This is a genomic window from Nocardioides sp. cx-173 (assembly GCF_021117365.1).
Classification (GTDB): Bacteria; Actinomycetota; Actinomycetes; order Propionibacteriales; family Nocardioidaceae; genus Nocardioides.
Genome location: NZ_CP088262.1, coordinates 2,877,518 through 2,901,675 on the forward strand (window position 1 = coordinate 2,877,518; position 24,158 = coordinate 2,901,675).

The window sequence follows — 24,158 nt, forward strand, 5'->3', positions numbered from 1 at the left end:
CCGCTGACCCGTCAGAAACTTTCTGACGGGTCAGCGGGGATTCCGTGCAGTTGGTGACGGGTCACTCGTCGTCGAAGGCCACGGAGAGCATGCCGAGGCACATCTCGTCGGTGGTGCCCTCGCCCCAGACGACGTAGTGGTCCTCGCGCTGGGTCTCGAACGCCGGCAGCCGGTCGCGCAGCCACTGGACGTGGCGGCAGGTGACCTTGACCGTGTCGAAGGCGTCGAGGTGGACCGGCTCGATCGAGCGGGAGCCCTGGTCGTCGAAGTTCCACGGCCGGATGTCCATGACCGTGCGGGCGTCCGGGGTGCCGGGGTCGGTCTCGATGGTGATGCGGCGGCCGAGCAGGTGCATGTGGCCGGCCACGGCGTGGATGGTCATCCCGCGGCCCAGCGTGCGGGTGCACTCGGTGACCTCGGAGGGCACGACGTCGGTGCCACAGAGGAAGTGCAGGCCCTGCGCGAGGGCGCCGCCTGCGGAGCCGAAGCGGTCGCGGGCGTCGGCGAGCGCCGCGTCGCGGTCGCACAGCGGCGAGGCGTCGTGGCCGGGCCGGCACGGCATCTCGACGGGCGCCGGCAGCAGGAAGGTGTGCAGCGGCGTGATCCCCGGGTCGTGCGCGCGCACCCGGATCTGGGTGGAGCTCATGTCGGGGCTGGCGCCGGCCAGCAGGTTGTAGTGGACCTGCATGACGACCCGGGACCCGCGGGGCAGTTCGACGCCGTGGCCGCGTTTGACCATGGCCTCCTCGCCGCCCGGCGCCCAGGCGCCGAGCCAGGGGGCGTCCTCGGGGTTCTGGAACTCCCCGTCCAGGCCGGTCCCGCCGAAGCAGGTCCAGCCCAGGCCCTCGGTCTCGGCGTCCCTCTCCTCGGCCGCCGCGACCTGGTCGGGCGGCACGCGGAACAGGATCACGTGGTGCACCACGTCGGGGTTGCCGGGGACGACGTTGGTGCCGGTGAGGTAGCTGTCGCGGGCGAGCCGCGGGTCCAGCAGGAAGCAGCGGTAGTCGTCGGTGCCGGTGCCGGTCGGCGCGGACGGGGTGTAGGTCTCGGGCATCGTCATGGTGACCCGCCGCTCGCCGGCACGCAGCGGCTTGAGCTTCGCGGGGGCCGCCGGGGCATGGTGCGCCGGCGGCGGAGCGTCGCTGGCCGCCGTCGGCGCGGGCTCTCCGGCCACCTCGGGGGCCGGGTCGTCGGCGCCGGAGCAGGCCGACAGCACCAGCGCGAGCAGGCCCGCGGCGACCAGGCTCGTCCGCCGGTGGCTCATCCGGGTGGCCAGCTCATCGGCCGTCCGGCCAGCACGTGCAGGTGCGCGTGGAACACGCTCTGACCGGCACCGGCGCCGGTGTTGAACACCAGCCGGTAGTCGTCGTGGCCCTCCGCGGCCGCGACGGCTGCCGCCGTACGCACCAGCTCGGCGGAGGCCTCGGGGTCGCCGGCGGCGAGCTCGGCGGCGTTGGCGTAGTGGTCGCGCGGCACCACCAGCACATGGGTGGGCGCCTGGCCGTTGATGTCGCGGAACGCGACCGTGCGCTCGGTCGCGTGCACGATCTCGGCGGGGATCTCCCCTGCGACGATCTTGCAGAACAGGCAGTCGTCCACGACCCGCCACCTCTCTCCGGCTTCTGGGTCCCATGCTCGCACGGAAGGTGCCCCTGCAGGTGGGGGAACCGGACCCAGCCCGGGCGAGGTTTCCGCCGGAGACCGACACGCGCCCGATCATCGTGTAATCACCGGCCGTCGCCGACAGGATGGACGCATGACTGCACCTCGGAGCCGTTTCCTCGCTCTCTCGCTCGCCGGCCTGGTCGGCAGCATCGTCCTCGCCGGCTGCGGCGACGATCCCGAGCCCACCGCCAGCGACCCGGGCGGGTCGGACAGCTCCAGTGCGGCCGGCTCGCCGACGCCGGAGCCGAGCACGGAGCCGAGCACGGAGCCCGAGCCGTCCGAGACCGAGTCCAGCTCGACCGAGACCGTCACCGTGCCGGTGTACTTCAGCGGCGACACCCCGCAGGGCCCGAGACTCTTCCGGGAGTTCCGCAAGGTCGCGGCCAACAACCCGCTGGCCGAGGCGGCCGCGCTGATGACGGCAGGCGACGCGCAGGACCCCGACTACGGCACCCTCTTCCCGGCGGGCGGCTTCGCCTCCGTCTCCTACGGCGACGGCGGCTTCGTCGTCGAGCTCGCCGACGACACCTACACCACGGCCCCCGGCGGCATGACTCAGCAGGCGGCCCGGCTCGCCGCCCAGCAGCTGATCTACACGCTGCAGGGCGTGCAGCAGAAGCGCGACCCCGTGACCGTCGAGCTCGACGGCCGGCCCACGACGCTCTTCGGCATCGACACCGCCGGCGGTCTCACCGAGGCCCCGCAGATCGACGTACTGGGCCTGGTCAGCGTCACCTCCCCCGAGGAGGGCGCCACCGTGAGCGGGAAGTTCACCGCGAGCGGCGTGGCCAGCTCCTTCGAGGCCACCGTGCCCTGGCGGATCCGGCAGGGCGAGAAGGTCGTGCTCGAGGGCTTCGCCACCGCCGAGGGCTGGATGGACAAGCTCTACCCGTGGCAGAGCGAGGTCGACGTCTCCGGGCTGGCGCCGGGTGAGTACACGTTCGAGGCGAGCACCGACGACCCCTCGGGCGGCGAGGGCTCCGGTCCCACCGTCGACACGAAGACCATCACGGTGAAGTGAGGCCGGGCGCTGGGCCGGGCTGGGGGTCCGCACCTTCCACGTCCGGCACTTCGCCCGGTCAGCCGGGTATCCATCCCCAGCGCGGCGTACGCGCCAGCAGCGCAGCGCAAGCGGCGACGCCGGCGGTGGAGGTGCGGAGGACCTCGGCGCCGAGGCGGACGCTGACGGCTCCGGCCTGGACGAAGGCGGCGACCTCGTCGTCACTGAGGCCGCCCTCGGGGCCGACGACGACCAGCACCGTGCCGGAGGTCGGGACCTCCAGTCCGGCGAGGGGGACGGCCGCCTCCTCGTGAAGCACGACGGCCAGGTCGACCTCGGCCACGAGCGCCACGACGTCGGCGGTGGTGGCCAGCTCCGACACCACGGGGTGCCAGGCGCGGCGGGACTGCTTGGCCGCCTCGCGCGCCGTGGCTCGCCAGCGGGACAGGGACTTGGCGGCGCGCTCGCCCTTCCAGATCGCGACGCTGCGCGAGGCCGCCCAGGGGACGACGCGGTCGACGCCGACCTCGGTCAGGACCTCGACCGCCAGCTCGCCGCGATCGCCCTTCGGCAGCGCCTGGACCACCACGAGCGAGGGGCTGGGCTCCGGCAGGTCCTGGACCGTCTCCGCCGTCACCGACAGCAGCCGCTTGCCGGTCTCGGCCACGCTCCCGGCCACCGAGCGGCCCCGGCCGTCGGTGACGACGACCCGCTCCCCCACCCGGGTACGGCGCACGGCGACGGCGTGGTGCGCCTCGTCGCCCACGACGGTGACCGTGGCACCGGCCGTCACCCCGTCCAGGGACGGGACCAGGTGGACCGGCAGCGACATGTCAGTGGATGAAGGCGTCGCGCAGCCGGCCGAAGACCGACCGCTGGGCCTCCGCGGGCACCTGACCGGTCGGCGACTCCTCGCCGCGGATCGCGGCGAGCTCGCGCAGCAGCTCCTCCTGGCGGGCGTCGAGGCGCTGCGGAGTCTCCACCAGGACCGTCACGACCAGGTCGCCCCGTCCGCCCCGTAGGCCCGGGACGCCACGCGCGCGCAGCACCTGCTGGGTGCCCGACTGCGTGCCGGCGCCGATCTCGAGGTCGAAGGAGGTCTCCACGCCGGAGTCGGCGCCCTGCTCGAGGTCGGCCTCCAGGGTCGGCAGGGTCAGCGAGGTGCCGAGCGCGGCGGCGGTCATGGGCACCGAGACCGTGCAGTGCAGGTCGTTGCCGTGGCGGGTGAAGGTCTCGTGCTCGGCGACGTGGATCTCGACGTACAGGTCGCCGGCAGGTCCACCGCCGGGGCCGACCTCCCCCTGCTCGCTGAGCTGGACCCGGGTGCCGTTGTCGACCCCCGCGGGGATCTTGACGGTCAGGGTGCGCCGCGAGCGGACCCGGCCGTCGCCGGAGCAGGAGCGGCACGGGTCGGAGATGATCTGGCCGAAGCCGCGGCACGCCGCGCAGGGCCGCAGCGTGCGGATCTCGCCCAGGAACGAGCGCTGCACGTGGGCCACCTCACCGGCGCCCCGGCAGGTCTCGCAGGTCACGGGGTGCGAGCCCGGAGCGGCGCCCTCGCCGTGGCAGGCGTCGCACAGCACCGCGGTGTCGACCTTGAGCTCGCGGGTGACGCCGAACGCCGCCTCGGCCAGCGTGACCTCCAGCCGGATCAGGGCGTCCTGGCCGCGGCGCACGCGCGAGCGGGGACCGCGCCCCTGCCCGGCCCCGGGCTGGCCGCCGAAGAAGGCGTCCATGATGTCGGTGAACGAGAACCCCGCCCCCTGCCCGAAGCCGGCCTGCCCGCCGCCGAAGGGGTCGCCGCCGCGGTCGTAGGCCGACCGCTTCTGGGCGTCCGAGAGCAGCTCGTAGGCCAGCGAGATCTCCTTGAAGCGCTCCTGGGCCTCCGGGTCGGGGTTGACGTCGGGGTGGTACTGCCGCGCGAGGCGCCGGTAGGCCTTCTTGATGGCGTCGCCGTCCGCGTCACGGGCGACACCGAGAAGCTCGTACAGGTCCTTGCTCAACGTGGTGATCCTTAATCTGGTGCTGGGATGGTAGGGAGCGGCGTGCGCTCAGTCCTCGTCGAGGATGCGTGAGACGTAGCGGGCGACGGCCCGGACGGCGGTCATCGTGCCGGGGTAGTCCATGCGGGTGGGACCGACCACGCCGAGCGTGGCGAGGGCGTCGTCGGCCGGGCCGTAGCCGGTGGCGACGACGCTCGTGGAGGCGAGCTGCTCGAAGGGGCCCTCCGCGCCGATGCGGACGGTCACCATGCCGCCGCTGGTGGCCTCACCGAGCAGCTTGAGCAGCACGACATGCTCCTCGAGCGCCTCGAGCAGCGGCCGGACTGCGGAGTCGAAGCTGTCGCCGTAGCGGGCGAGGTTGGCGGTGCCGCCGACGGCGATCCGCTCGTCGGAGCGGTGGTCGCTCATGGCCTCCGCGAGGGCCTCGGTGACCGGACCGACGTACCCGGCGAGGTCGGGGGTGGGCGGCTCGGCGGCCAGGGCCCGCAGTGCCGTGACGGCGTCGGCGATGATCTCGCCGGAGGCGGCGGCATTGACGCGCTTACGGAGGTCGGCCAGCACCTCGTCGCTCAGGTCGGCGCCCAGCTCGACGAGCCGTTGCTCGACCCGCCCGGTGCTGAGGATGAGTACGGCGAGCAGTCGCCGCGGGGCGAGCGCCACCAGCTCGACATGGCGCACTGTCGAGCGGGAGAGCGTGGGGTACTGGACGACCGCCACCTGTCGGGTCAGCTGCGAGAGCACCCGCACCGAGCGCTGGACGACGTCGTCGAGGTCGACCGCCCCGTCGAGGAAGGTGGAGACCGCGCGTCGCTCCGCTGCGCTCATCGGCTTGACCGTCGTCAGCCGGTCGACGAACAGCCGGTAGCCCTTGTCCGTGGGCACGCGGCCGGCACTGGTGTGCGGCTGAGTGATGTAGCCCTCGTCCTCCAGCACGGCCATGTCGTTGCGGACCGTGGCCGGCGAGACGCCGAGGCCGTGCCGCTCCACGAGCGCCTTGGAGCCGACCGGCTCCTCGGTGGCGACGTAGTCCTCGACGATCGCGCGGAGCACGGCCAACCTGCGCTCTTCCTGCATGTCGCCTCCCCACCCGTCTGGCACTCCGTTGATCCGAGTGCCAATCCTACCCATCCGGGGAACTGCGGACACATTCCGTTGAGTGGACCGGGGGTGCCGCCGGCCGGGAAAGTTGCTTAGGGTTGCCTTACCTCACTTCAGGAGCGCGCAATGACCATGGACACATCGCACCTCGCCGCCCTCGACCAGCCCGCCCGCCTGGCCGCCGCCGCCCGCAGCGTCCTCGCCTGCCCGTCGGCGGTGAGCCTCGTCGTCGACGGCGTCCAGGATCCGGTGGCGGGCACCACCGACCTCGGCATGCAGGACCTGGACGGCACCCCGGCGTTCTCCGTCGTCCCCGGCACCGTGCTCTCCCAGGCCGCCCGGCGTGGCTCCAGCGCCCTGCTCACCGTCGAGAGCGGCCTCGGCCCCCTCGGGTCCGCCGACCGCGATGCGACGCTCACGCTCACGGGCACGCTGCACAACCACGGCCGCGAGGACTGCGACTGCTGCGGCGAGGTCCGCGACGTCGTCACCCTGTCGGTCGGCTCCGCGCTGCTGGTCAGGGCCGGGCGCCAGTCCGAGGAGCGGTTCCGGGTATCGCTGCCCGACTTCCGCTCCTCCGCCCACCGGCTCAACCGCGGCTACCTCCAGCGCTGCGTGGAGCACGCCAACCGGTGCCACCAGCAGGAGCTGAGACGCGCCGTCGCCGGCACCAGTGGCACCCCCCTGTCCCAGGTCGTCGGCGTCTCGCTCTCCGACCTGCGCCCCGACGGCGTCGGCGTCCACTGGGTCGACCCCGACGGCGCGCACACCCGCACGCTGTCCTTCTCCCGCGCCGCGACCACGACCGAGGAGCTGGGCGACCTGCTGCGCGAGGAGCTGCGCGCCTAGGGTGGCGGCGTGCCCTTTCTCGAGGTAGCCGACCGCGTCTGGGTCGCCCGCTACGACTGGTTCGACGTCAACGTCACGCTCGTACGCGGCTCGGGGGGCCTGCTGCTCGTCGACACCCACGCGTCGACCCGGGCCGCCGCGGGCGTCGTCGACGACGTCCGGGCGCTCGGGGTGGGCGAGGTCACGGGGGTGATCAACACCCACGAGCACTTCGACCACACCTTCGGAAACCACGAGGTCCGCCGCGCGTACGGCGCCGTCCCGATCCACGCCCACGAGACAGCCGCGGAGCGGACCATCCTGGCCGGCGAGCGCGCCCAGGACCGCTACCGTGAGGACCTCGACGACCCGCATCGCGACGAGGTCCTGGCCACCGAGATCGTGCCGGCCGACCACACCTTCTCCTCCGCGGTGGTGCTCGACCTCGGCGACCGGGTGGTCGAGCTCGTCCATCCCGGCCGCGGCCACACCGCGGGCGACCTGGTGGTGCGGGTGCCGGACTGCGACGTCCTCCTCGCCGGCGACCTCGTCGAGGAGTCGGCCCCGCCCGCGTACGGCGACGACTGCTACCCGCTCGAGTGGCCCTGGACCCTCGACATCCTGCTCGGCCTGACCACCTCGGCGAGCGTGGTCGTGCCCGGCCACGGCGCCGTGGTGGACCGGGAGTTCCTGGAGGTCCAGCGCAACCAGGTCGGCCTGGTCGCCCAGAGCATCCGCGACCTGGCCGGGCGCGGAGTCCGTGCCGAGGACGCACTGGAGGCGGCCGAGGAGTGGCCCTTCCCCCGCGCCGCGCTCACGCTCGCCGTACGCCGGGGATATGCCCAGCTGACCCGGGGCGAACGGCGTTTGCCGCTCGCGTGACGCGGGTTACGTTCGGAGCATGAGCCACTCCGAGAACGAACCCGACGACGGGCCCCAGCCCGGCGTCTCCGACGACAAGCTCCCCGAGGACCTGCAGCCCGGCGAGGACAACCCGCTCGCCGAGGGCCTCGGCGACAACGAGACCGTCGACGACCTGCTCGACGGCGGCAAGGACGCCGAGCAGCTCGACGAGACCGGCTCCTCGCAGTCGGACACGTCACAGGACGACTGACACCGGCGCGGCACCCAGCCGCGGGCGGGCCATCCCCTCTAGCGTCGGAGGGTGAGCGACCGATACGGCACCGACGTCCTGTCCGGCGACTGGCGCAAGCCGAAGCGCGGGCGCGCTGTCGAGGCACCCGCCGACCTCGGCACGGTGGTCGAGGAGGTCACCACCGACTGGGTCGGCGAGATCGTGGCGGTCGACCGGGACCTGCACACCCTCACCCTGGAGGACCGGCGCGGCCGGCGGCGTACCTTCCCGCTCGGCCCCGGCTTCCTGCTGGAGGGCAAGCCGGTGATCCTCACGGCCCCCGTACGCCTCAGCGCCCCGGCGGCCCCCACCCGCACCGCCTCCGGCTCCATCGCGGTCCACGGCGCCAAGGCCCGGGTGGCGCGCGCCAGCCGGATCTTCGTCGAGGGCCGCCACGACGCCGAGCTCGTCGAGAAGGTCTGGGGCGACGACCTGCGCCTGGAGGGCGTGGTCGTCGAGTACCTTGAGGGCGTCGACGACCTGGTCTCGCACCTGCGCGCCTTCGGACCGGGCCCCGAGCGCCGCGTGGGCGTGCTCGTCGACCACCTGGTCCCCGGCTCCAAGGAGAGCCGGATCGCCGCGGAGGTCGCCGCCTCCCCCGTCGGCCGGCACGTCCTGGTGGTGGGCCACCCCTTCGTCGACGTGTGGCAGGCCGTCAAGCCCGACCGCATCGGCGTGGCCGCCTGGCCGGTGATCCCGCGCGACGTCGAGTGGAAGAAGGGCGTGTGCCGCCACTTCGGCTGGCCGGCCGCCGAGCAGGCCGACATCGCCCGCGCCTGGAAGCACATCCTGTCGCGGGTGCACTCCTACGACGACCTGGAGCCCGCCCTCCTCGGCCGCGTCGAGGAGCTCATCGACTTCGTCGCCAGCTCCGACTGAGCCCGCGAAGGCGGAGCTGACCGGCGGCGAAGGGACGGGGCCTCAGCGCAGCATCAGCCCGTTGGCGTCCTTGCTGTCCTGGACGAGCATCAGGATGCCGTCGATGACCGGCCACAGGCAGCCGATGCCGCACGTGATGATCGAGACCACGAGCTGGGCGATTCCGACGCCGTTGTCGCCGATGTAGAAGCGGCCGACGCCGAACGGCACCAGGATCTGCAGGAGTCCGGCGACGAGCTTCTGCTTGTCGGAGTAGGGGATCCCGGTGCCCGGGTGCACGCCGTACGGCGCCCCCGGCACCCCCATCGGGGCCATGGGATAGCCGGGGTACGGCGGCTGCTGTCCGTAGGGCGGCTGCTGCGGCTGCCCGTACGGCGGAGGCGGCGGCGTGCCCTCAGGGCCACGGCCCTGCGGCCGGTTCGGGTCGTAGGGGTCGTACGGGTTCGCGGGGCCCTGAGTCATGCGGCCACCCTAGGGCAGCAGGTCGCGGACGACGGCGTCCGCCAGCAACCGGCCGCGCCGGGTGAGCACGAGCCGGCCGACGCCGGGCTCGAGCAGCCCGTCGGCCACCAGGCGCGGCACGGCCACCCGCCCCGGCCCGTCCAGCACGCCGGGGTCCAGGCCGTCGCGCAGCCGCAGCTCGAGCAGGACCCGCTCCACGCGCCTGCTCTCGTCGTCGAGCACCTCGCGCGCGTGCGCCGGGCTCAGCCCCGAGGCCAGCCGGTCGGCGTACGCCACGGGGTGCTTGACGTTCCACCAGCGCACGCCGCCGACGTGCGAGTGGGCGCCCGGACCGACGCCCCACCACTCACCGTCGGTCCAGTAGCCGAGGTTGTGCCGGCAGCGCGCGGCGTCGTCGCGGGCCCAGTTGGACACCTCGTACCAGCCGAGCCCCGCCGCGGTCAGCCGGTCGTCGGCCAGGTCGTACTTGTCGGCGAGGTCGTCCTCGTCGGGCATCGGCAGCTCGCCGCGGCGCACCCGGCGGGCCAGGGCCGTGCCGTCCTCGACGATGAGCGAGTACGCCGACACGTGGTCGGGCTCGCACGCCAGCGCCTCGTCGAGGCTGCGCCGCCAGTCGGCCAGCGACTCCCCCGGCGTGCCGTAGATGAGGTCCAGGCTGACCTGCTCGAAGCCGGCGGCGCGCGCCCACGCCACGACGTCCGGCACCCGCGCCGGGTCGTGGGTGCGGTCGAGGACGGCCAGGACGTGGGGCACGGCCGACTGCATGCCGAACGAGATCCGGGTGAAGCCGCGCTCGCGCAGCTCGGCCAGCGACTCCGCGGTGACGCTGTCGGGGTTGGCCTCGGTGGTCACCTCGGCGCCGGGCGCCAGGCCGAACTCCTCGTCGATCGCGTCCAGCACCGCGCCGAGGTCAGCGGGGCGGAGCAGCGTCGGGGTGCCGCCGCCCACGAAGACGGTGTCGACCGGCGCGTCCGCGGCGCCGAGGATGCGGCGGGCCTGCCGTACCTCCGCCACCGCCGAGGTGGCGTACGTCGCCCGGGAGGCGCCGGGCCCCAGCTCGTCGGCGGTGTAGGTGTTGAAGTCGCAGTAGCCGCATCGGACCCGGCAGAACGGCACGTGCACGTAGAAGCCGAACGGATGCTCGCCCAGGCCGCTCAGCGCCTCCTGCGGCAGGGCGCCGTCCGGCGGCACCGGGTCACCGGGAGGAAGGGCGGACGGCACCGGGCCATCTTCCCACCCGGGCGGTGACCCGGTGCCGGCCGGATCAGCTGTAGAACGATGCGATGCGCTCGGAGTTGTGGTCTTCGACCACGTTGCGCTTGACCTTCAGCGACGGGGTCAGCTCGCCGGACTCGATGCTCAGGTCGTGGTCGAGGATCTCCCACTTCTTGACGGTCTCCCAGCGGTTGAGGCGGCTGTTGAGCTCCTCCACGTAGCCGGCCACCATCTCGTGCGCCTTCTCCGAGGACACGACCTCCGAGTACGGCTTGCCGGCCAGGCCGTTCTCGGCGGCCCAGCCCTCCATGGCGTCGGGGTCGAGGGTGACCAGGGCGACGACGTAGTTGCGGTCGTTGCCGAAGACCATGAACTGGCTGACGTAGGGGCAGATCGCCTTGAACTTCGACTCGATGGCCGACGGGGCGATGTACTTGCCTCCGGAGGTCTTGAAGAGGTCCTTGATCCGGCCGGTGATCGTGAGGAAGCCGTCCTCGTCGAGGCTGCCCTTGTCGCCGGTGCGGAGCCAGCCGTCCTCGGTGAGCGTGCCCGCGGTCTCCTGCGGCAGGTTGTGGTAGCCGTCCATGACGTGCGGGCCGCGGAGCAGCACCTCGTCGCCCTCGCCGATGCGCACCTCGCTGCCGGGCAGCGCGCGACCGACGGTGCCGATCTTGTTGTCGTCGGGGTGGTTGACCGTCGCGCCGGCGGAGTTCTCGGTCATGCCGTAGCCCTCGAGGATGACGATGCCGGCGGCGTTGAACCACTCGGCGATCTCCTGGTTGAGGGCTGCGGAGCCGGAGATGAAGAACCGCACGCGGCCTCCGAACCGCTCGCGCACCTTGCTGAAGACGACCTTGTCGAACAGCCCGTGCTGGAGCCGGAGCACCGGCGGGACGGACTTGCCCTCGCGCACGAGCCGGTCGCGCTTGAGCCCGGCCTCGAACGCCTTGTGGAAGATCTTCTCCTTGATGCCGCCCTCGGCCGCCTGCATCGTCTGGATCCGGCTGTAGGCCTTCTCGAAGATGCGCGGGGCCGCCCCCATGAACGTCGGCTTCACGATGCCGCAGTTCTCGACGATCTTGTCCACGCGGCCGTCGATGGCCGAGGCGAACCCGCACGCGAGCTGGGCCGACAGCAGCACCTTGCCGAACGAGTGCGCCATCGGCAGCCACAGGAACTGCAGGTCGGACTCGTCGAGGATGTGCTGGACCTTGATCGCGCACCCCTCGTAGACCCACGACTCGTGCTTGAGCCGCACCCCCTTGGGCCGGCCGGTCGTGCCGGAGGTGTAGATGAGGGTCGCGAGCTGGCCGGGGGCGATGCTCTTGGCGGTCGTCTCAATCGCGTCGGGGTGCTCGGCGAGGTAGGCGTCGCCCAGTTGGGCGAGCGCGTCCATCGTGATGACCCAGTCGCCGTCGGCCGTGCCGTCGAAGGTCACGACCTTGCCGAGGTGGGGCAGCTCGTTCTTGTGCGCCGTCAGCTTGGCCAGCTGCTCGTCGTCCTCCGCGAAGACCACGCGGCACTCGGCGTCGCCGAGGATGTAGGCGGTGTCCTCGTCGTTGGTGGTCGGGTAGACGGTGGTCGTCGCGCCGGCGGCACACATCACCGCCAGGTCGGCCAGGATCCACTCGTAGCGGGTGTTGGCCGCGATGCCGACGCGCTGCTCCGGCTCGAGGCCCAGCGAGAGCAGCCCGGCCGCGAGCCGGCGTACGAGCTCGCCGGACTCCTTCCAGGTGACCGACTTCCACTCCTCGCCCACGGGGTAGCGGAAGGCCTCGGCGTCGGGGCTGGCGGATACTCGGTCGAGGAACTGCACCGCCACGTTCTGAGGAAGGTTGTCGACGAAGGTCGTGTCGTGGTTGACGGGCATGCCACTCCTGGGTGAAGCCGAGACGGGTAGGTTTCGGAGTAACCTAGATCACTTTCACTACCGACTGGTAGCGGGTCTCGGCCGCGTCGCTGGAATCTGTCGGTCTCGGGCCTGCGTGGTCGCGGCTACTGCTCCGGATCACCCTCTCGTATGGGCGACGTAGGCGTCGGCCTTGCGCCGAGCGTGGTCCACCAGCCCGTCGACCCGCAGCAGCTCCGGCAGCAGCGTCGCGTCGGTGTAGAGCGCGCGGAACATGGTCGAGACCGTCACCCCGTGCGCGGGCTCGTGGACGACGGTGACCGGGTCGCCGGCCTGCGCGACGCCGGGCACCACGACGCGCAGGTAGGGCCCGGGGCGGCCGACGGCCGCGAAGCGCCGGACCCAGGCAGTGTTGTCATAGCCCGAGCGGCCCATCCACGTCTTGAAGTCGTTGCAGGGGTTGCGGACCGTGGTGACCTCGAGGACCGCCTCGCCGACGCGCCAGCGCTCGCCGATCTGAGCATCGTTGACGTCGATGCCCACCGTGGTGAGGTTCTCCCCGAACTGCCCGTCGCGGATCTCCTGGCCGAGCTCGGCGGCCCACAGGTCGAGGTCCTCGCGGGCGAACGCGTAGACCGCCTTCTCCAGTCCGCCGTGGTGCCGCGTGTCCGAGACCTGGTCCCCGGCCGGGCCGTAGCGGCCGATCTCGACCGGGCCGGCGACGGGCTGCTTGTCGATCGAGGTCCGCCCGATCCCCGCCCAGGCGGCCTCCCGGGGCCGACCGACGTTCAGGGAGCGGAGCAGAGCCATGCCCCCATTGTCCCCTCCACGAGACTGCTCGCCACCGCTCGGGCGGGTGAACGCTCTTACTGGGTGTGTCCCTATTGGCGATATCAGTGACCGGATCCGCCGATGAGCGGTTGTTGGTCAGACGTGCCGGGTGGGCAGAAGCGGGTCGAGTGCGTAGATGAGTGAGGTGACGTAGGTGGGCGGGGTGTGGCTGTCGGTAGCGCTCTCCAGTTCGCCGACTTCGAGCCCGACTACTTCGGATTCAGCCAGCACCTCAGCGGTGGCGCGGAGGTCAGCAAGGGTCATGCCGTCTGCGACGAGGTAGTCGGTGGGAACGGTTCCGGCGTCGAGGACGTCGCAGTCGATGTGTACGTAGACGGGTCGCCCGGCGACGATGCGGCGTAGGTCCTCGGCCATGGAGGGTCCGACCTTGACCAGGGGCACAGTTCCGGCGTCGATGAGAGCCTGTTCGGCGGGGTCAAGGTCGCGCGCTCCGACCAGCACCGCGTTGTCGGCGTTGAGGCCGCTTCCAAGTCCGGAGTCCCAGTACCCGAGCGGGCCGCTGTAGGCGAGTCCACCGAGGTAGCCGGTTGTGGTGTTGTCCGGGGTGTTGAGGTCGGCGTGCGCGTCGAACCAGACCACGACGGCGTCGGGGCGGTGCTTGGCCACGACGGGCAGCGTGGCGAGCGCGACCGCGCAGCGGCTGGAGGCTGTGATGGGGGTGAGTCCGGCTTGGAACGCTTGGTCCAGTGTGGTGGCCATTGCCTTGAGCGTGGGTGTGGCGGCTGCGAGCTCTTCCTGCCAACCGACCGACAGCGCACGTTCAGGCTCGCCCACGACCGTTGCTTCCAACCCAAGGCGGTTCGAGAAGGCGTTGGCGAGTTCGCGGGACCCGACCATGGCGAGGTCGTTGTGGTCTCCTGCGCGTCCGGCGAAGTGGGTGACTGCGACCTGTGGCTGGCTAGTGGGGGTAGTTGCTGAGGACTTGGCGCGGGGCGGCATGACGGTGAGGACTCCTTTGCGAGCTTTGTGTCTTGCTGGCACCGTCGACGCTAGAAGTGGGCGATGTGGGACCGCAACCGCCAGCCTGTCCACATTGTGCTCGGCGTCACCGCAGTCTGTCGTGGCGGAGTAAGCTGATTGCGTGCTTGATGACTTGGACCACCGCCTGATCGCGCGTTTGCGTGCGAACAGCCGGACGCCGGTGGCAGTCCTGTCGCGGGAACTGGGCGTCAACCGCTCCACCGTCACACATCGCATCGACCGGCTCGTCGACTCCGGCGTCATCGAGGGCTTCACGCTGCGCCTAAGCAACGACGTGGACCGAGACGCCGTCCGAGGCGTCACCACAGTCGTCACCGCGCCCAACGAGGGACAGAACGTGATCCGTGAGATCCGTGGCTACCCAGAGGTCGAGCGGCTCCACTCGACTACCGGCGCGTGGGACCTCGTAGTGCAACTCCGCTGCCGCAGCCTCTCCGAGTTCGACCTCGTTCTCGAACGCATCCGCACCCTCCCCGGCGTCCGAGACACCCAGACCAGCCTGCTCTTCAACTCCCTCACAACGGCTTAAAGGGCACAGCCGGAGGAGCGCGGCATGGCTGGCGTCCTGCTGCCCTCCGGTCACCGAATACAGAGTCTCGGGCACGCCCAACGAGTCTCTAACGTCCGGATCTGCCGCGATGAGTGCGGTCCTCATGAGCGCTCAGGCAGCGAGGTCAACTGGCAGCGAGGTCAACTGGCAGCCGGCGTGCTCGTTCTCGGGAGAGCTGGCGCAGTGTCGTGGCGATGCAGGCCACCTGGAGCCAGCATGTCGCCGAGGTAGTCGTATTCTCGAACGACTTCGCCAACCGGCGGGAGCGCCCCAGGCGCCCGTGGGCAACCTCAACGCGCCAGGCGTGCCGAATGGGGCGGAAGACCGGCTGTCGTCCCACCCGACCCGGCGGACCTCGAGATCGTGCTGCCGACCGAGGTCCCGCGCGGCGGCCGCAGTGACCCCGCGGTCCACCAAGACGAGCTCGAGCCGGCCGGCGACGCCCTGCTGGGTCAGGTGCTCCAACACAGGTCGCTGGCCCGGTTCTCGTGGGCGAGGCGGGAACCACTAGCGCGGCCGCCGGAAGGTCGGTGATGTCGACGGCCACGACACGCTTGGCTCCCTTGGTGCGGCCATAGGGGCCGCCTCGGTCGTGGAACGTGAACCCGCCGTTCGAGGCACCGCGGGCTAGGTGGGTGTCGATGACGACCATCGAGGGCGTCTGCTCCGCCCTGACAGAGCCCCGCGGGGTGGTGGGCTTTGAGGTGATCCTCAGTGCCTACACGTCGCTGCTCTCGATGGCGGCGACGGAGTCAGTATCGCTGGTGTCGTAGAGCTTGGCCATAGACCCCTCGGACAGGTAGCGGCGGTCGCCGGCGATCCACTCGTCGTGCATGTCGATCAGCACCGCCCCGACAAGGCGGATGACCGCGGCGGCGTTGGGGAAGATGCCCACGACCCGGGAGCGGCGCTTGATCTCCTTGTTGACCCGCTCGAGGGGGTTGGTGGACCAGATCTTGCGCCAGTGCTCGCGCGGGAACGCAGTGAACGCGAGCACCTCGGCCTTCGCGTCGTCCATCAGGGGCCCGAGCTTGGGAAACCGGGCGGCGAGCTCGTCGCGGGTCTTGTCCCACGCCGCGTGGACGTCCTCGGCGGTGGGTTGGGCAAAGATCATCCGGAACGCAGTCGCCACCAGCTCGGCCTGGCCCTTGGGCACGTGCGCGAGCAGGTTGCGGGCGAAGTGGACCCGACACCTCTGGTGCGCGACACCCTGGAAGGCCCGCTTCAACGCCTTGACCAGGCCGGAGTGCTGGTCCCTGATCACCAGCCGCACCCCGGCCAGGCCGCGTTGCTTGAGGCTGAGCAGGAAGCTGCGCCAGAAGATCTCGTCCTCGCTGTCACCGACGTCCAGGCCGAGGATCTCTCGCTCGCCGGTCGCGGTGACGCCAGTGGCGACGATGACGGCCATCGACACGACCTGGCCGCCCTTGCCCGGGGCGTTGCGGACGTGGAGGTAGGTCGCATCCAGGTAGATGTAGGGGAACTCGACGTGATCCAGAGTCCGGGTGCGGAACGCGCCGACGGTCTCGTCCAGGCCGGCGCAGATCCGCGAGACCTCGGACTTGCTGATCCCGGCCCCGCCCATCGCTTCGACCAGGTCGTCGACGCTGCGGGTGCTGATGCCGTGGACGTAGGCCTCCATCACCACCGCGTACAACGCTTGGTCGATGCGGCGGCGGGGCTCGAGGATGATCGGGAAGAACGACCCCTTGCGCAGCTTCGGGATCCGCAGCTCGACGTCGCCGGCCTTGGTGGTCAGCATCCGCGGCCGGTGGCCGTTGCGCTCAGTGACGCGGCCATCGGTGCGCTCATACGGTGCGGCACCGATCCGTTCGGCGGCTTCGAGCTCAATCAACTCCTGAAGCGCGACCCGGACCGAGTCGCGGACCAGATCGGCGCCATCACCGGCACGGAACGCCTCGAGGAGTTCGGACAGGGCAGACTGTGGCAAGGCCATCGGTGGCTCTCCTTCAATGTGTCTCTTGGTCGATACACACCGAAGATCCCGCCGATGGCCGTCTACGTCTTCACGCCTCGCCGCCAGCCCTCAAACCCCACCACTCCCCGGGACTCTCCTTCCGCCCTTCCGTCATGTCGGCGCGCGGCGGCGTGCAGCACCGTCAGGGCCTGCGCCCGGGTGCCGTTGCGTGACTATCGGCGGAGCTGGGACCAGACACGGGTCCAGGGTCCGAACGACTCCGGTAGGTAGCGCCACTGGCAACCGGTCTGAGCGATGGACAGCATCGCGTCCAGCACGCTCCGCAGGTCATCGGCGTGCCTGCGGCCCCGCTTACCCGGCGCGTTGAAGACATGCTCAAGCAGGTCCCACTGCTCATCGGTCAGGTCACTGGGGTACGGCATGCGCCGCACGGTGCCTGTGCAGCCCGCCAAGCCAATAGGGACACACCCAGTTAGTCCTGCACGGCCTTGGCGATGGCCACGCAGGCGGTCAGCCAGGCGCGGTCAGGGGCCTCGGGTCGCTCCTCCAACGCCCACAGCACCTGGTGCAGCGTCCGTACGACGACCCAGTCGCGGGCGCGATCCTCGTCGAGCTCCGCGGCGTCGACCGTGGCGTGGAAGCGGCGCCGCACTCCCTCGCGGACCCCGCCTGCGAGCTCGTCGAAGCGGTTCCACAGCAGGGGCGCCACCTCGTAGTGCGGGTCGCCGCTCACCGGCTTGGGGTCGATCACCAGCCACGGCTCGCGGTCGGCGGCGAGCACGTTGCCGTAGTGCAGGTCCCCGTGGATCACGGTGCCGTCGCTGGCGGGGTCCGCGACGAAGGCGCGACCGAGCGACACCGCCTGCCCCACCAGCCGGTGCGGCACCGGAGCGTCGCGGGGCAGGGTGGCGAGGCGCTCGGTCCAGCGACCGACGTACGACGTGAGGGTGCGCAGCTGCGGCGGCGCGGGGATGTGGAGCCGTCGGTAGAGGCCCCCGACCACCTCGCAGGCCTCGACGTCCCAGACGTCGGTGAGGTCGCTGGGGTGCAACCGCTCCAGCAGCAGCGCGAAGCGGCGGGGGTCGGCCCGCAGCAGGCGGACCGCCCCCTCCCCGTGCCAGTGCTGGAGCACCAGCGCCTCGTGCTCGGCCTCCTCGTGGGGCCAGCCCACCTTGAGCACGGCCGGCGCTCCCGCGAACGTCCGCACCGGCAGCACGAGCGCGCACCGACCGTGAGCGGGCTCCCCGTCGGGTGACAGTGACCACTCGTCGAGGAGGTCGCCGACCAGACGCGGCAGCGCCTCGACAAAGCCGGCCCACGACGGGCTCAGCCGGGCCCGCGCGGCCAGGGCCGCGGGCACCTCCACCGTCACCATGCTCCCGATCGTGCCATCCGGCCGGCCAGGGGCGAGGGCGGACACCCGTCCGCGATGTGGACGCAGCGCGTCGCCCGATGTGACAACGCGCGGGATGCCGCGTTGACTGGGTACTAGTCCGAATTGACTACGTGCTGTAGTCCGTTCGAGTCACGCAAGCTCCTGATGCGGATCGGGGGGCCGGGGCCCATGCCCGCGGCCCGTCGGGGGTCTGCGGCTTGAGTCCTGGGGGGGATTCCACCGTGCCTGTACGAACGATCGACCGACTGCCGTGGTTACGCAGCATGCGACCACTGCTCACTCTCGTCGACCCCGTGGCCGTCGCGCTCGCCGCGCTGGTCGCGCGCGAGCATGTCAGTCCGATGGCGGTCGTGGCCGCCGCGGTCGCCGCCACCGTCGTCAGCCGGGCCGGTGACCTGCACCGCTCTCGGCTGGTGCTGTCGGTGCTGGAGGAGCTGCCACGGCTGGCACTGGCCAGTCTGGTCGCGACCGTCACCCTGCTGGCCGTGACGCCGCTCGGCGGGCTCGCAGGACGACCGGCCTGGGCGCCCACGGCACTCTTCGCCGGCTGCGTGTTCGGCTTCCTCGTCCTGCTCCGAGGCGTCGTCTACACGGTGACGCACGTGGCCCGGCGCAGCGGGCGTACCGCCCACCCGGTGATCATCGTGGGCGCCGGGGTGGTGGGACAGCGCCTGGCCGAGGCCTTCTTGTCGCGACGCGAGTACGGCCTGACCCCGGTCGGCATGATCGACTGCGGACCCGACCTGCGGGCGCGGGACCTGCCGGTCCCGCTCCTGGGCGGGGTCGGCTCCCTCGGCCACGCGATGGCCGACCTCGGCGTGAACGACGTGGTCTTCGCCTTCCCGGGGCCGCCCGACGGGGAGACGGTCGATGCCGTGCGCCACGCCGTGCAGAGCGACCACCAGGTGTTCGTCGTCCCGCGCTTCTTCGAGATGATGGGCGTGGACCACCACCGCACAGAGCTGATCCGCGACGTCGCGGTCATGCGGCTGCGGCGCAGCGGGCGCCGAGCCCACACCCTGCTCCTCAAGCGGGCGCTCGACCTCACCGTCGCCTCCGTGGCGCTGGTGCTGCTGGCGCCCGCCATGGCCGTCCTCGCCCTCGCCGTCCGGCTCGAGACCGGGCCCGGGGTGATCTTCCGGCAGACCCGGATCGGCCTGCGCGGGCGCAGCTTCACGCTGTTCAAGTTCCGCTCCCTGCGCCCAGCGACGCACGAGGAGGCGGCCACCACCTGGTCGATCGACCACGATGCGCGGCTCGGGCCCGTGGGCCGGTTCATCCGGCGTACCAGCCTGGACGAGCTGCCGCAGCTGGTCAACGTGTGGCGCGGTGACATGAGCCTGGTCGGCCCGCGGCCCGAGCGGCCCCACTTCGTGCGTGAGTTCTCCCGGTCGCAGGAGCGCTACGAGGACCGGCACCGGGTGCCCACCGGCATGACCGGGTGGGCCCAGGTCAACGACCTGCGCGGCGACACCTCGATCAGCGACCGGGTCCGCTTCGACAACTACTACATCGAGAACTGGTCGCTGTGGGGCGACATCAAGATCATCGTCCGCACCGTTCGCGCCGTCATTCGGCCTCAGTCGTCGCCGCCGAGGATGATCGCCCTCACCGCACCGGAGGAGCGGCAGCGAGCCGCATAGTCACCTCGGCCACGGTCCGCGCGGAGGCGGCGGCGTCGTGGCGGGCCTCGACGTGGGCCCGGCCGGCGCGGCCCTCGGCGTCCGCGCGCTCCGGGTCCAGGAGCCGCGTCACCACCGCGTCGGCCAGCGCCAGCGGGCTCCCGGTCGCGACGACGGCGCCGGCCGCGCACGGGACGCTGTCGGCCACGCCGGTGACGTCGGTGGCCACGACGCTGCGGGCGCTCGCCATCGCCTCCAACGGGACCAGGGCCATGCCCTCCCAGCGCGAGGGCACCGCCACCACGTCCGCGGCGGCCAGCCAGAGCGGTACGTCGGCCCGGGCACCCACCAGGTCCACCCCGTCGCCGGGCTGGACCGAGTCCTCGAGGCGGCGCCGGTCCGGGCCGTCGCCGACCAGCACCAGCCGCGCGTCGGGGACCCGGGCGCGGACGGCGGACCAGGCCGCTAGCAGGTCCGCCTGGCCCTTCTGGGGCGCCAGGCGCCCCACGCACACCACGGTCGGCGCGTCGGGCAGGCGCAGGGCCGCCCGGGCGGCCGCTCGGGCCCGGGTGCCGCCGGCGCGGTGGCCGGCCAGGTCGACGCCGTTGGGCACCACGGTCGTCGGCGCGCTCACCCCGTGCGCGAGGCCGAGCCGGCGCTCGCTCTCGCTCACACAGACCAGCTCGCTCGTCCACCTGACGGCCTGCCGCTCCCACAGGAGCGAGGCCGTCCGCAGGGCGCCGGTGGCGGCCAGGAAGGACCAGGCGTGCGGCTGGAAGAGGGTCGGGCGCCGCCCGCGGACCGTGAGCCGGCCGGCGAGCCCGGCCTTCGCGCTGTGCAGGTGCACCGCGTGCGGGCGGTCGCGAGCCACCACCCGCGACAGCGTCGCGACCTCGCGCGCCAGGCCCGGCCCCGGAGCGCGAGCGGCGTACCAGGTCTCGACCCGCACGCCCAGCGCCGCCGCCTCCTCCCCCAGCCAGCCCGTGCCCGGACAGGCGAGGGTGACGTCCCAGCCCCGCTCCACCTGCTCGCGCAGGTAGCCGACGAGCACCCGCGCCACGCCCTCCGTCGTGGGCGCCGACACGTGCAGGACGCGGAGGGCCGGGGCGGTCAGGCCGCGACCCGCTCGCCGCGACGGGTGACCAGGACGGTGCCCAGCAGGCGCACGCCCGCCGTGCGCACCCGACCCACGTGGGTGCGCAGCTGAGCGGTCGACACGCTGCCCTCGGGGACCGCGAGCAGCATCGAGCCGCCACGACCCATCACCCGGGCGTCGTCGCCCACGTCGAGGGGCGGCGCGAGCACGACGACGACGTCGAAGCGGGCAGCCATCGCGTCCATGGCCTCGGAGAAGCGGGTCTCGACGAGGACGTCGGTGGGCTCACCGCCCCAGCTTCCGGAGGGCAGGACGGTGAGGTTCTGGACGGGGCCGGGGCTGAGCGCGGAGTCGAGCTCGCCGCCGGTGAGGACCTCGTACAGGCCCGTGGTCTCGGGTCCGCCGACGATCGGCTTGCCGTGGCGCTCCCCCATCCGGCCGTCGACCATGAGGACCCGCCGTCCGGCGTTGGCGAGAGAGATCGCCAGATTCGCACCCAGCCACACGTTGACGTCGGCGGTCGTCACCCCGGTCACGACGATCCGGTGCACCGGCTCCGTGCTGGCCTCGGCCTCGAGGGCGATGCGCAGCTGCCGGAAGACGGCGGCGGCGCTCGTCCCGGGGTAGAGCGCCGGCAGGGTCGTGGGGTCGCGCGGCGCGGCGACCCGGGCGAGTACCGGGGCGGACGCGGCCGCCTCGACGCTCGGGACCCCGGTGACCGTCGTGGCACGCCGGTCGCGCACGAGCGCCGCGGAGACCGCCAGCACCAGCGCCAGCAGCGCACCGACCCCGATGCCGAGCAGCAGGTTCGGGCTCGAGTAGGTCAAGGGCACCTGCGCGGGGTTGCTGGTGGTGAAGAGGAACGCCCCGTTGCTCGGGTCGTGCAGCGGCAGGACCTCGGCCACGAGGTTCGCGATCCGGGCGGCGGTCTCGGGGTCCCCGTCCTCGACGGTGACCTGCACCAGGATCGTCCCCTCGACCCAGGCGCCGCTGATCTCGCGCCGGAGCTGGTCGAGCGTGCGGGGGGCGTCCAGCCGGGTCTGCACCTCCTCGAGCACCGCGCGCGAGTTGGCGACCTCACCGAGGGTGCCGCGCAGGTCGTCGAGGTCCTCGCTGCTGGTCGTGGTGTCCGGCGCAGCGGTGGCCGCCACCGTGGCCGTGGAGGTGTAGGACTTGGGCGCCACCATGAGCCCGGCCGTCACCGCCGCCGCCGTCGCCACGAGCACGAGGACCACGAGCACCTTCTGGCGCCACAGGGCGCCTGCCACGTCACGCAGCTCCACTGGTCATCCCCGCTCGTGCCCGTAGCTCCGCAGCCGGAACGGCCGCTCTTCCCCCCGTGCCAGACACCCGCGCACTGGTCCAGACCATCGCTCTTCCTCAGCCTACGTGACGAGACGGACGGCGGGTGCCGAACGTCAGATAGAGATCGCGGTACGCCGCCACCATCGCGGTCGACGTGAAGCGCCGCTCCCCGACGGCCCGTGCGGCGACCCGCATCGCGTCGCGCCGGGCCGGGTCGCGCAGCACCCTGGCCAGCCCGCCCGCCAGCTCGTCCGCCGATCCGGGGGCCACGAGCTCGACGGCGGCGGGGTCGAGGATGCGCAGGCCGCCCACGGCCGAGGCGACGACCGGCACGCCGGCCGAGAACGCCTCCAGCACGCTGACCGGCAGACCCTCGCGGTCGCTGGCGAGCACGAGGGCGTCGCTGGCGGCGAGCAGCTCGGCGACGTCGCGGCGGTCGCCGAGCAGCACGACGCGGTCGCCCAGACCGTCGGCCCGCACCCGGCGCTCGAGCGAGCCGCGCTCGGGGCCGTCGCCGGCCAGGAGGAGGAGGGCATCGCCGGGAAGCTCCGCCCACGCGTCGAGCAGCAGGTCGTGCCGCTTGGGCGGGGCCAGCCTGGCCAGGCACAGGACGACCTCGCGGTCCGGCGCGAGCCCCAGCCGGCGGCGGGCCGCCGCCCGATCCGCGGCCGGGAGGACGGGGGCGGCGTTCTCGACGACCCGCAGCCGGCTCTCGTCGAGCCCGGCCGCCCGCAGCCGGTCGAGCACGTCCGCCGAGACCGCCACCACGACGTCCGCGCAGCGGCGCAGCAGCCGGGCCGCCGGTGCGTAGTCGGCGTCGGCCAGGCCGTGCACGGTGCACACGAGGCGCGGCCGGGGGCGCAGCCCGGACGTGCCAAGGCTCGCGGCCAGCGCGGCACGCACGTTGTGCGCGTGCACGACGTCGACCGGCCGCCGGCGTACCTCCCGGCGAATCGTCAGCACCGCCCGGAGCAGCGACACCGGCGACGCGGACCGCAGCGGCACCTGCAGCGTCGCGATGCCGTCCTCGGCCAGCCGGTCGGCGCGCCAGCCGCCGTTGCTCGCGACCGTGACCAGGTCGCCTGCGACCGTGAGCTGCCGGGCGAGCGTGTCGACCATGGTCTCGGCCCCGCCCGAGCCGAGCTCGGCCACGACGATCAGCGTGCGCATGTCCGGGCCCTCGCGTAGCTCTCGAGCAGGCCGTCGACGCAGTGGTCCAGCGTGTAGCCGTCGAGGACGCGCGACCGAGCCGCGGCGCCCATGCGGGCCCGGGCGCCGGGATCCCCGGCGAGCGCACTCAGCCCGGCGGCCAGCCCCGCCACGTCCCCGACCTCGCACAGCAGCCCGTCCACGCCGTCGCGCAGCACCTCCGGCACGCCGCCGACGGCCGTGGCCACGGCCGGCAGCCCGCACGCCATCGCCTGCAGCAGCGCGAGCGGGCAGTTCTCGGCCGCCGAGGTCAGCGCGAACAGGTCCGCGCGGGCGAGGACCGGAGCGGGGTCGGCCACCCGCCCTAGCAGCGAGACCCGGTCGACGAGGCCCGCATCCGCGACCCGGCGCCGGACCTGAGGCAGCAGCGGCCCGTCACCGGCGACCAGGACCCGCAGGTCGGGGACCCGCTGCGCCGCGTCGAGCAGGACGTCGACCCGCTTGACCTCGGCCAGCACCCCGAGCCACAGCACCGTCGGCGGCCGGGGGCGGGTGGTCGTGGTCGTCGCAGGCGGTGCGAAGCGCAGCGGGTCCACACCGTTGGCCACCACGTCCACGCGCGTGGGGTCCAGCCGCACCTGGTCGACGGCGAAGCCGGCCACAGCGGCGCTCGGCACCACGACCCGGGCCCCGCTCCAGCGCGTCACCGCGCGCTCGCCGTGCAGGTAGTACCAGCTGTCCCGGCGTCGTCGGGGGGCGGCGAGGGCGTTGCCGGGCACCAGATCCGAGAGGCCGTCAGCCACGCCGTGCAGGGTGTAGACCAGCCCGGCACCGCCCAGGCCGCGCCCCACGAGGCGCCCCAGCCAGCCGGCCCGCCGGTCCTGCAGATGCACGATGTCGGGCCGCAGCGCCGCGAGCCGACGGGCGACACGGGCGCCGCCGGCGAGGTCCCGCTTGGTGGTCATCTCGAGCGGGTGGCAGGTGACCCCGGCGGCGCGGGCTCGCGCCGTCCCCGCGGACTCCGGACCGACCAGGTGGCTCTCGTGACCGCGCCCGGCCAGTGCGACGGCGACGTCGACGGCGTGGTCGACCGGTCCCCCGGTCGATTGGGTCAGCAGCTGGACGAGGCGCATG

General features: G+C 72.7%; 24 protein-coding genes. 7 read left to right on the forward strand and 17 right to left on the reverse strand.

The window, feature by feature from the left end; translation table 11 throughout:
• Positions 1–61: 61 nt before the first annotated feature.
• Complete coding sequence (locus LQ940_RS13980) at positions 62–1,264, reverse strand: hypothetical protein (protein WP_231244886.1); 1,203 nt, start codon at positions 1,262–1,264, stop codon at positions 62–64.
• Complete coding sequence (locus tag LQ940_RS13985; protein ID WP_231244885.1) at positions 1,261–1,599, reverse strand: histidine triad nucleotide-binding protein; 339 nt, start codon at positions 1,597–1,599, stop codon at positions 1,261–1,263. Before LQ940_RS13985 ends, LQ940_RS13980 begins: the two co-directional genes overlap by 4 nt.
• Positions 1,600–1,756: 157 nt before the next feature.
• On the opposite strand from LQ940_RS13985, the gene LQ940_RS13990 reads away from it, so the two are divergent.
• Positions 1,757–2,686, forward strand: coding sequence for a Gmad2 immunoglobulin-like domain-containing protein (locus LQ940_RS13990; RefSeq protein ID WP_231244884.1), 930 nt, complete (start codon positions 1,757–1,759; stop codon positions 2,684–2,686).
• A gap of 58 nt (positions 2,687–2,744) precedes the next feature.
• Here the strand turns inward: LQ940_RS13990 and LQ940_RS13995 are convergent, their stop codons facing one another.
• From LQ940_RS13995 to hrcA, 3 genes are read right to left on the reverse strand one after another with little or no spacing between them, the layout of a single operon-like run.
• Complete coding sequence (locus tag LQ940_RS13995; RefSeq protein WP_231244883.1) at positions 2,745–3,497, reverse strand: 16S rRNA (uracil(1498)-N(3))-methyltransferase; 753 nt, start codon at positions 3,495–3,497, stop codon at positions 2,745–2,747.
• A gap of 1 nt (position 3,498) precedes the next feature.
• Complete coding sequence (gene dnaJ / locus LQ940_RS14000; RefSeq protein WP_231244882.1) at positions 3,499–4,668, reverse strand: molecular chaperone DnaJ; 1,170 nt, start codon at positions 4,666–4,668, stop codon at positions 3,499–3,501.
• 48 nt (positions 4,669–4,716) lie between these two features.
• Positions 4,717–5,742: a heat-inducible transcriptional repressor HrcA gene (gene hrcA / locus LQ940_RS14005; protein ID WP_231244881.1), complete on the reverse strand. Its 1,026-nt coding sequence runs from the start codon at positions 5,740–5,742 to the stop codon at positions 4,717–4,719.
• A 150-nt stretch (positions 5,743–5,892) separates the two neighbouring features.
• Between hrcA and LQ940_RS14010 the strand changes: the two genes are divergently transcribed.
• The 4 genes from LQ940_RS14010 to LQ940_RS14025 are packed head-to-tail and all read left to right on the forward strand — an operon-like array spanning position 5,893 to position 8,608.
• Positions 5,893–6,615, forward strand: a complete 723-nt coding sequence (locus LQ940_RS14010; protein WP_231244880.1) for a hypothetical protein — start codon at positions 5,893–5,895, stop codon at positions 6,613–6,615.
• 9 nt (positions 6,616–6,624) lie between these two features.
• A complete protein-coding gene (locus LQ940_RS14015) occupies positions 6,625–7,476 on the forward strand; it encodes an MBL fold metallo-hydrolase (protein WP_231244879.1) in 852 nt (283 codons plus the stop codon).
• A 19-nt stretch (positions 7,477–7,495) separates the two neighbouring features.
• Positions 7,496–7,708: a hypothetical protein gene (locus tag LQ940_RS14020; protein ID WP_231244878.1), complete on the forward strand. Its 213-nt coding sequence runs from the start codon at positions 7,496–7,498 to the stop codon at positions 7,706–7,708.
• A 51-nt stretch (positions 7,709–7,759) separates the two neighbouring features.
• Positions 7,760–8,608: a DUF3097 domain-containing protein gene (locus tag LQ940_RS14025; protein ID WP_231244877.1), complete on the forward strand. Its 849-nt coding sequence runs from the start codon at positions 7,760–7,762 to the stop codon at positions 8,606–8,608.
• 42 nt (positions 8,609–8,650) lie between these two features.
• Here the strand turns inward: LQ940_RS14025 and LQ940_RS14030 are convergent, their stop codons facing one another.
• The 5 genes from LQ940_RS14030 to LQ940_RS14050 form a co-directional block, all read right to left on the reverse strand.
• Positions 8,651–9,070 carry a TM2 domain-containing protein gene (locus LQ940_RS14030; protein WP_231244876.1) on the reverse strand — a complete coding sequence of 140 codons (420 nt, stop codon included), beginning with the start codon at positions 9,068–9,070 and terminating at the stop codon, positions 8,651–8,653.
• A gap of 9 nt (positions 9,071–9,079) precedes the next feature.
• A complete protein-coding gene (gene hemW, locus LQ940_RS14035; RefSeq protein ID WP_231244875.1) occupies positions 9,080–10,291 on the reverse strand; it encodes a radical SAM family heme chaperone HemW in 1,212 nt (403 codons plus the stop codon).
• 43 nt (positions 10,292–10,334) lie between these two features.
• On the reverse strand, positions 10,335–12,155 hold the full coding sequence (locus LQ940_RS14040) for an AMP-dependent synthetase/ligase (RefSeq protein ID WP_231244874.1): 1,821 nt from the start codon (positions 12,153–12,155) through the stop codon (positions 10,335–10,337).
• 138 nt (positions 12,156–12,293) lie between these two features.
• Positions 12,294–12,944: an MOSC domain-containing protein gene (locus tag LQ940_RS14045; protein WP_231244873.1), complete on the reverse strand. Its 651-nt coding sequence runs from the start codon at positions 12,942–12,944 to the stop codon at positions 12,294–12,296.
• A 117-nt stretch (positions 12,945–13,061) separates the two neighbouring features.
• Entirely contained in the window at positions 13,062–13,823 is a 762-nt protein-coding gene (locus LQ940_RS14050; protein ID WP_231244872.1) for an arginase family protein, read from the reverse strand.
• Between the two features lie 244 nt (positions 13,824–14,067).
• Here LQ940_RS14050 and LQ940_RS14055 point away from each other — a divergent pair, with 244 nt between their 5' ends.
• Positions 14,068–14,496 (forward strand): Lrp/AsnC family transcriptional regulator, encoded by a 429-nt coding sequence (locus LQ940_RS14055; protein ID WP_231244871.1) that lies wholly within the window; start codon positions 14,068–14,070, stop codon positions 14,494–14,496.
• A 739-nt stretch (positions 14,497–15,235) separates the two neighbouring features.
• On the opposite strand, the gene LQ940_RS14060 is transcribed toward LQ940_RS14055, so the two are convergent.
• The 3 genes from LQ940_RS14060 to LQ940_RS14065 all read right to left on the reverse strand — a co-directional run bounded on the left by LQ940_RS14060 (position 15,236) and on the right by LQ940_RS14065 (position 17,831).
• Entirely contained in the window at positions 15,236–16,474 is a 1,239-nt protein-coding gene (locus tag LQ940_RS14060) for an IS256 family transposase (RefSeq protein ID WP_231365031.1), read from the reverse strand.
• A gap of 194 nt (positions 16,475–16,668) precedes the next feature.
• On the reverse strand, positions 16,669–16,878 hold the full coding sequence (locus tag LQ940_RS21880; protein WP_374229536.1) for a transposase: 210 nt from the start codon (positions 16,876–16,878) through the stop codon (positions 16,669–16,671).
• Positions 16,879–16,928: 50 nt separating this feature from the next.
• Positions 16,929–17,831, reverse strand: a complete 903-nt coding sequence (locus LQ940_RS14065) for an aminoglycoside phosphotransferase family protein (protein ID WP_231243999.1) — start codon at positions 17,829–17,831, stop codon at positions 16,929–16,931.
• Positions 17,832–18,115: 284 nt separating this feature from the next.
• On the opposite strand from LQ940_RS14065, the gene LQ940_RS14070 reads away from it, so the two are divergent.
• Positions 18,116–19,495 (forward strand): sugar transferase, encoded by a 1,380-nt coding sequence (locus LQ940_RS14070; protein WP_231243998.1) that lies wholly within the window; start codon positions 18,116–18,118, stop codon positions 19,493–19,495.
• Here LQ940_RS14070 and LQ940_RS14075 read toward each other — a convergent pair.
• The 4 genes from LQ940_RS14075 to LQ940_RS14090 form a co-directional block, all read right to left on the reverse strand.
• Positions 19,461–20,558 carry a glycosyltransferase gene (locus LQ940_RS14075; RefSeq protein WP_231243997.1) on the reverse strand — a complete coding sequence of 366 codons (1,098 nt, stop codon included), beginning with the start codon at positions 20,556–20,558 and terminating at the stop codon, positions 19,461–19,463. The two genes, LQ940_RS14070 and LQ940_RS14075, sit on opposite strands and share 35 nt — an antisense overlap.
• Positions 20,559–20,584: 26 nt before the next feature.
• Positions 20,585–21,853 carry a Wzz/FepE/Etk N-terminal domain-containing protein gene (locus LQ940_RS14080; protein WP_231243996.1) on the reverse strand — a complete coding sequence of 423 codons (1,269 nt, stop codon included), beginning with the start codon at positions 21,851–21,853 and terminating at the stop codon, positions 20,585–20,587.
• A 97-nt stretch (positions 21,854–21,950) separates the two neighbouring features.
• The gene (locus LQ940_RS14085) at positions 21,951–23,045 is read right to left on the reverse strand and encodes a glycosyltransferase (protein WP_231243995.1); all 1,095 of its coding nucleotides are present in this window, start codon (positions 23,043–23,045) and stop codon (positions 21,951–21,953) included.
• On the reverse strand, positions 23,033–24,157 hold the full coding sequence (locus LQ940_RS14090) for a glycosyltransferase family 4 protein (protein WP_231243994.1): 1,125 nt from the start codon (positions 24,155–24,157) through the stop codon (positions 23,033–23,035). The genes LQ940_RS14085 and LQ940_RS14090 overlap by 13 nt, the downstream gene beginning before the upstream one ends.
• Position 24,158 lies beyond the last annotated feature (1 nt).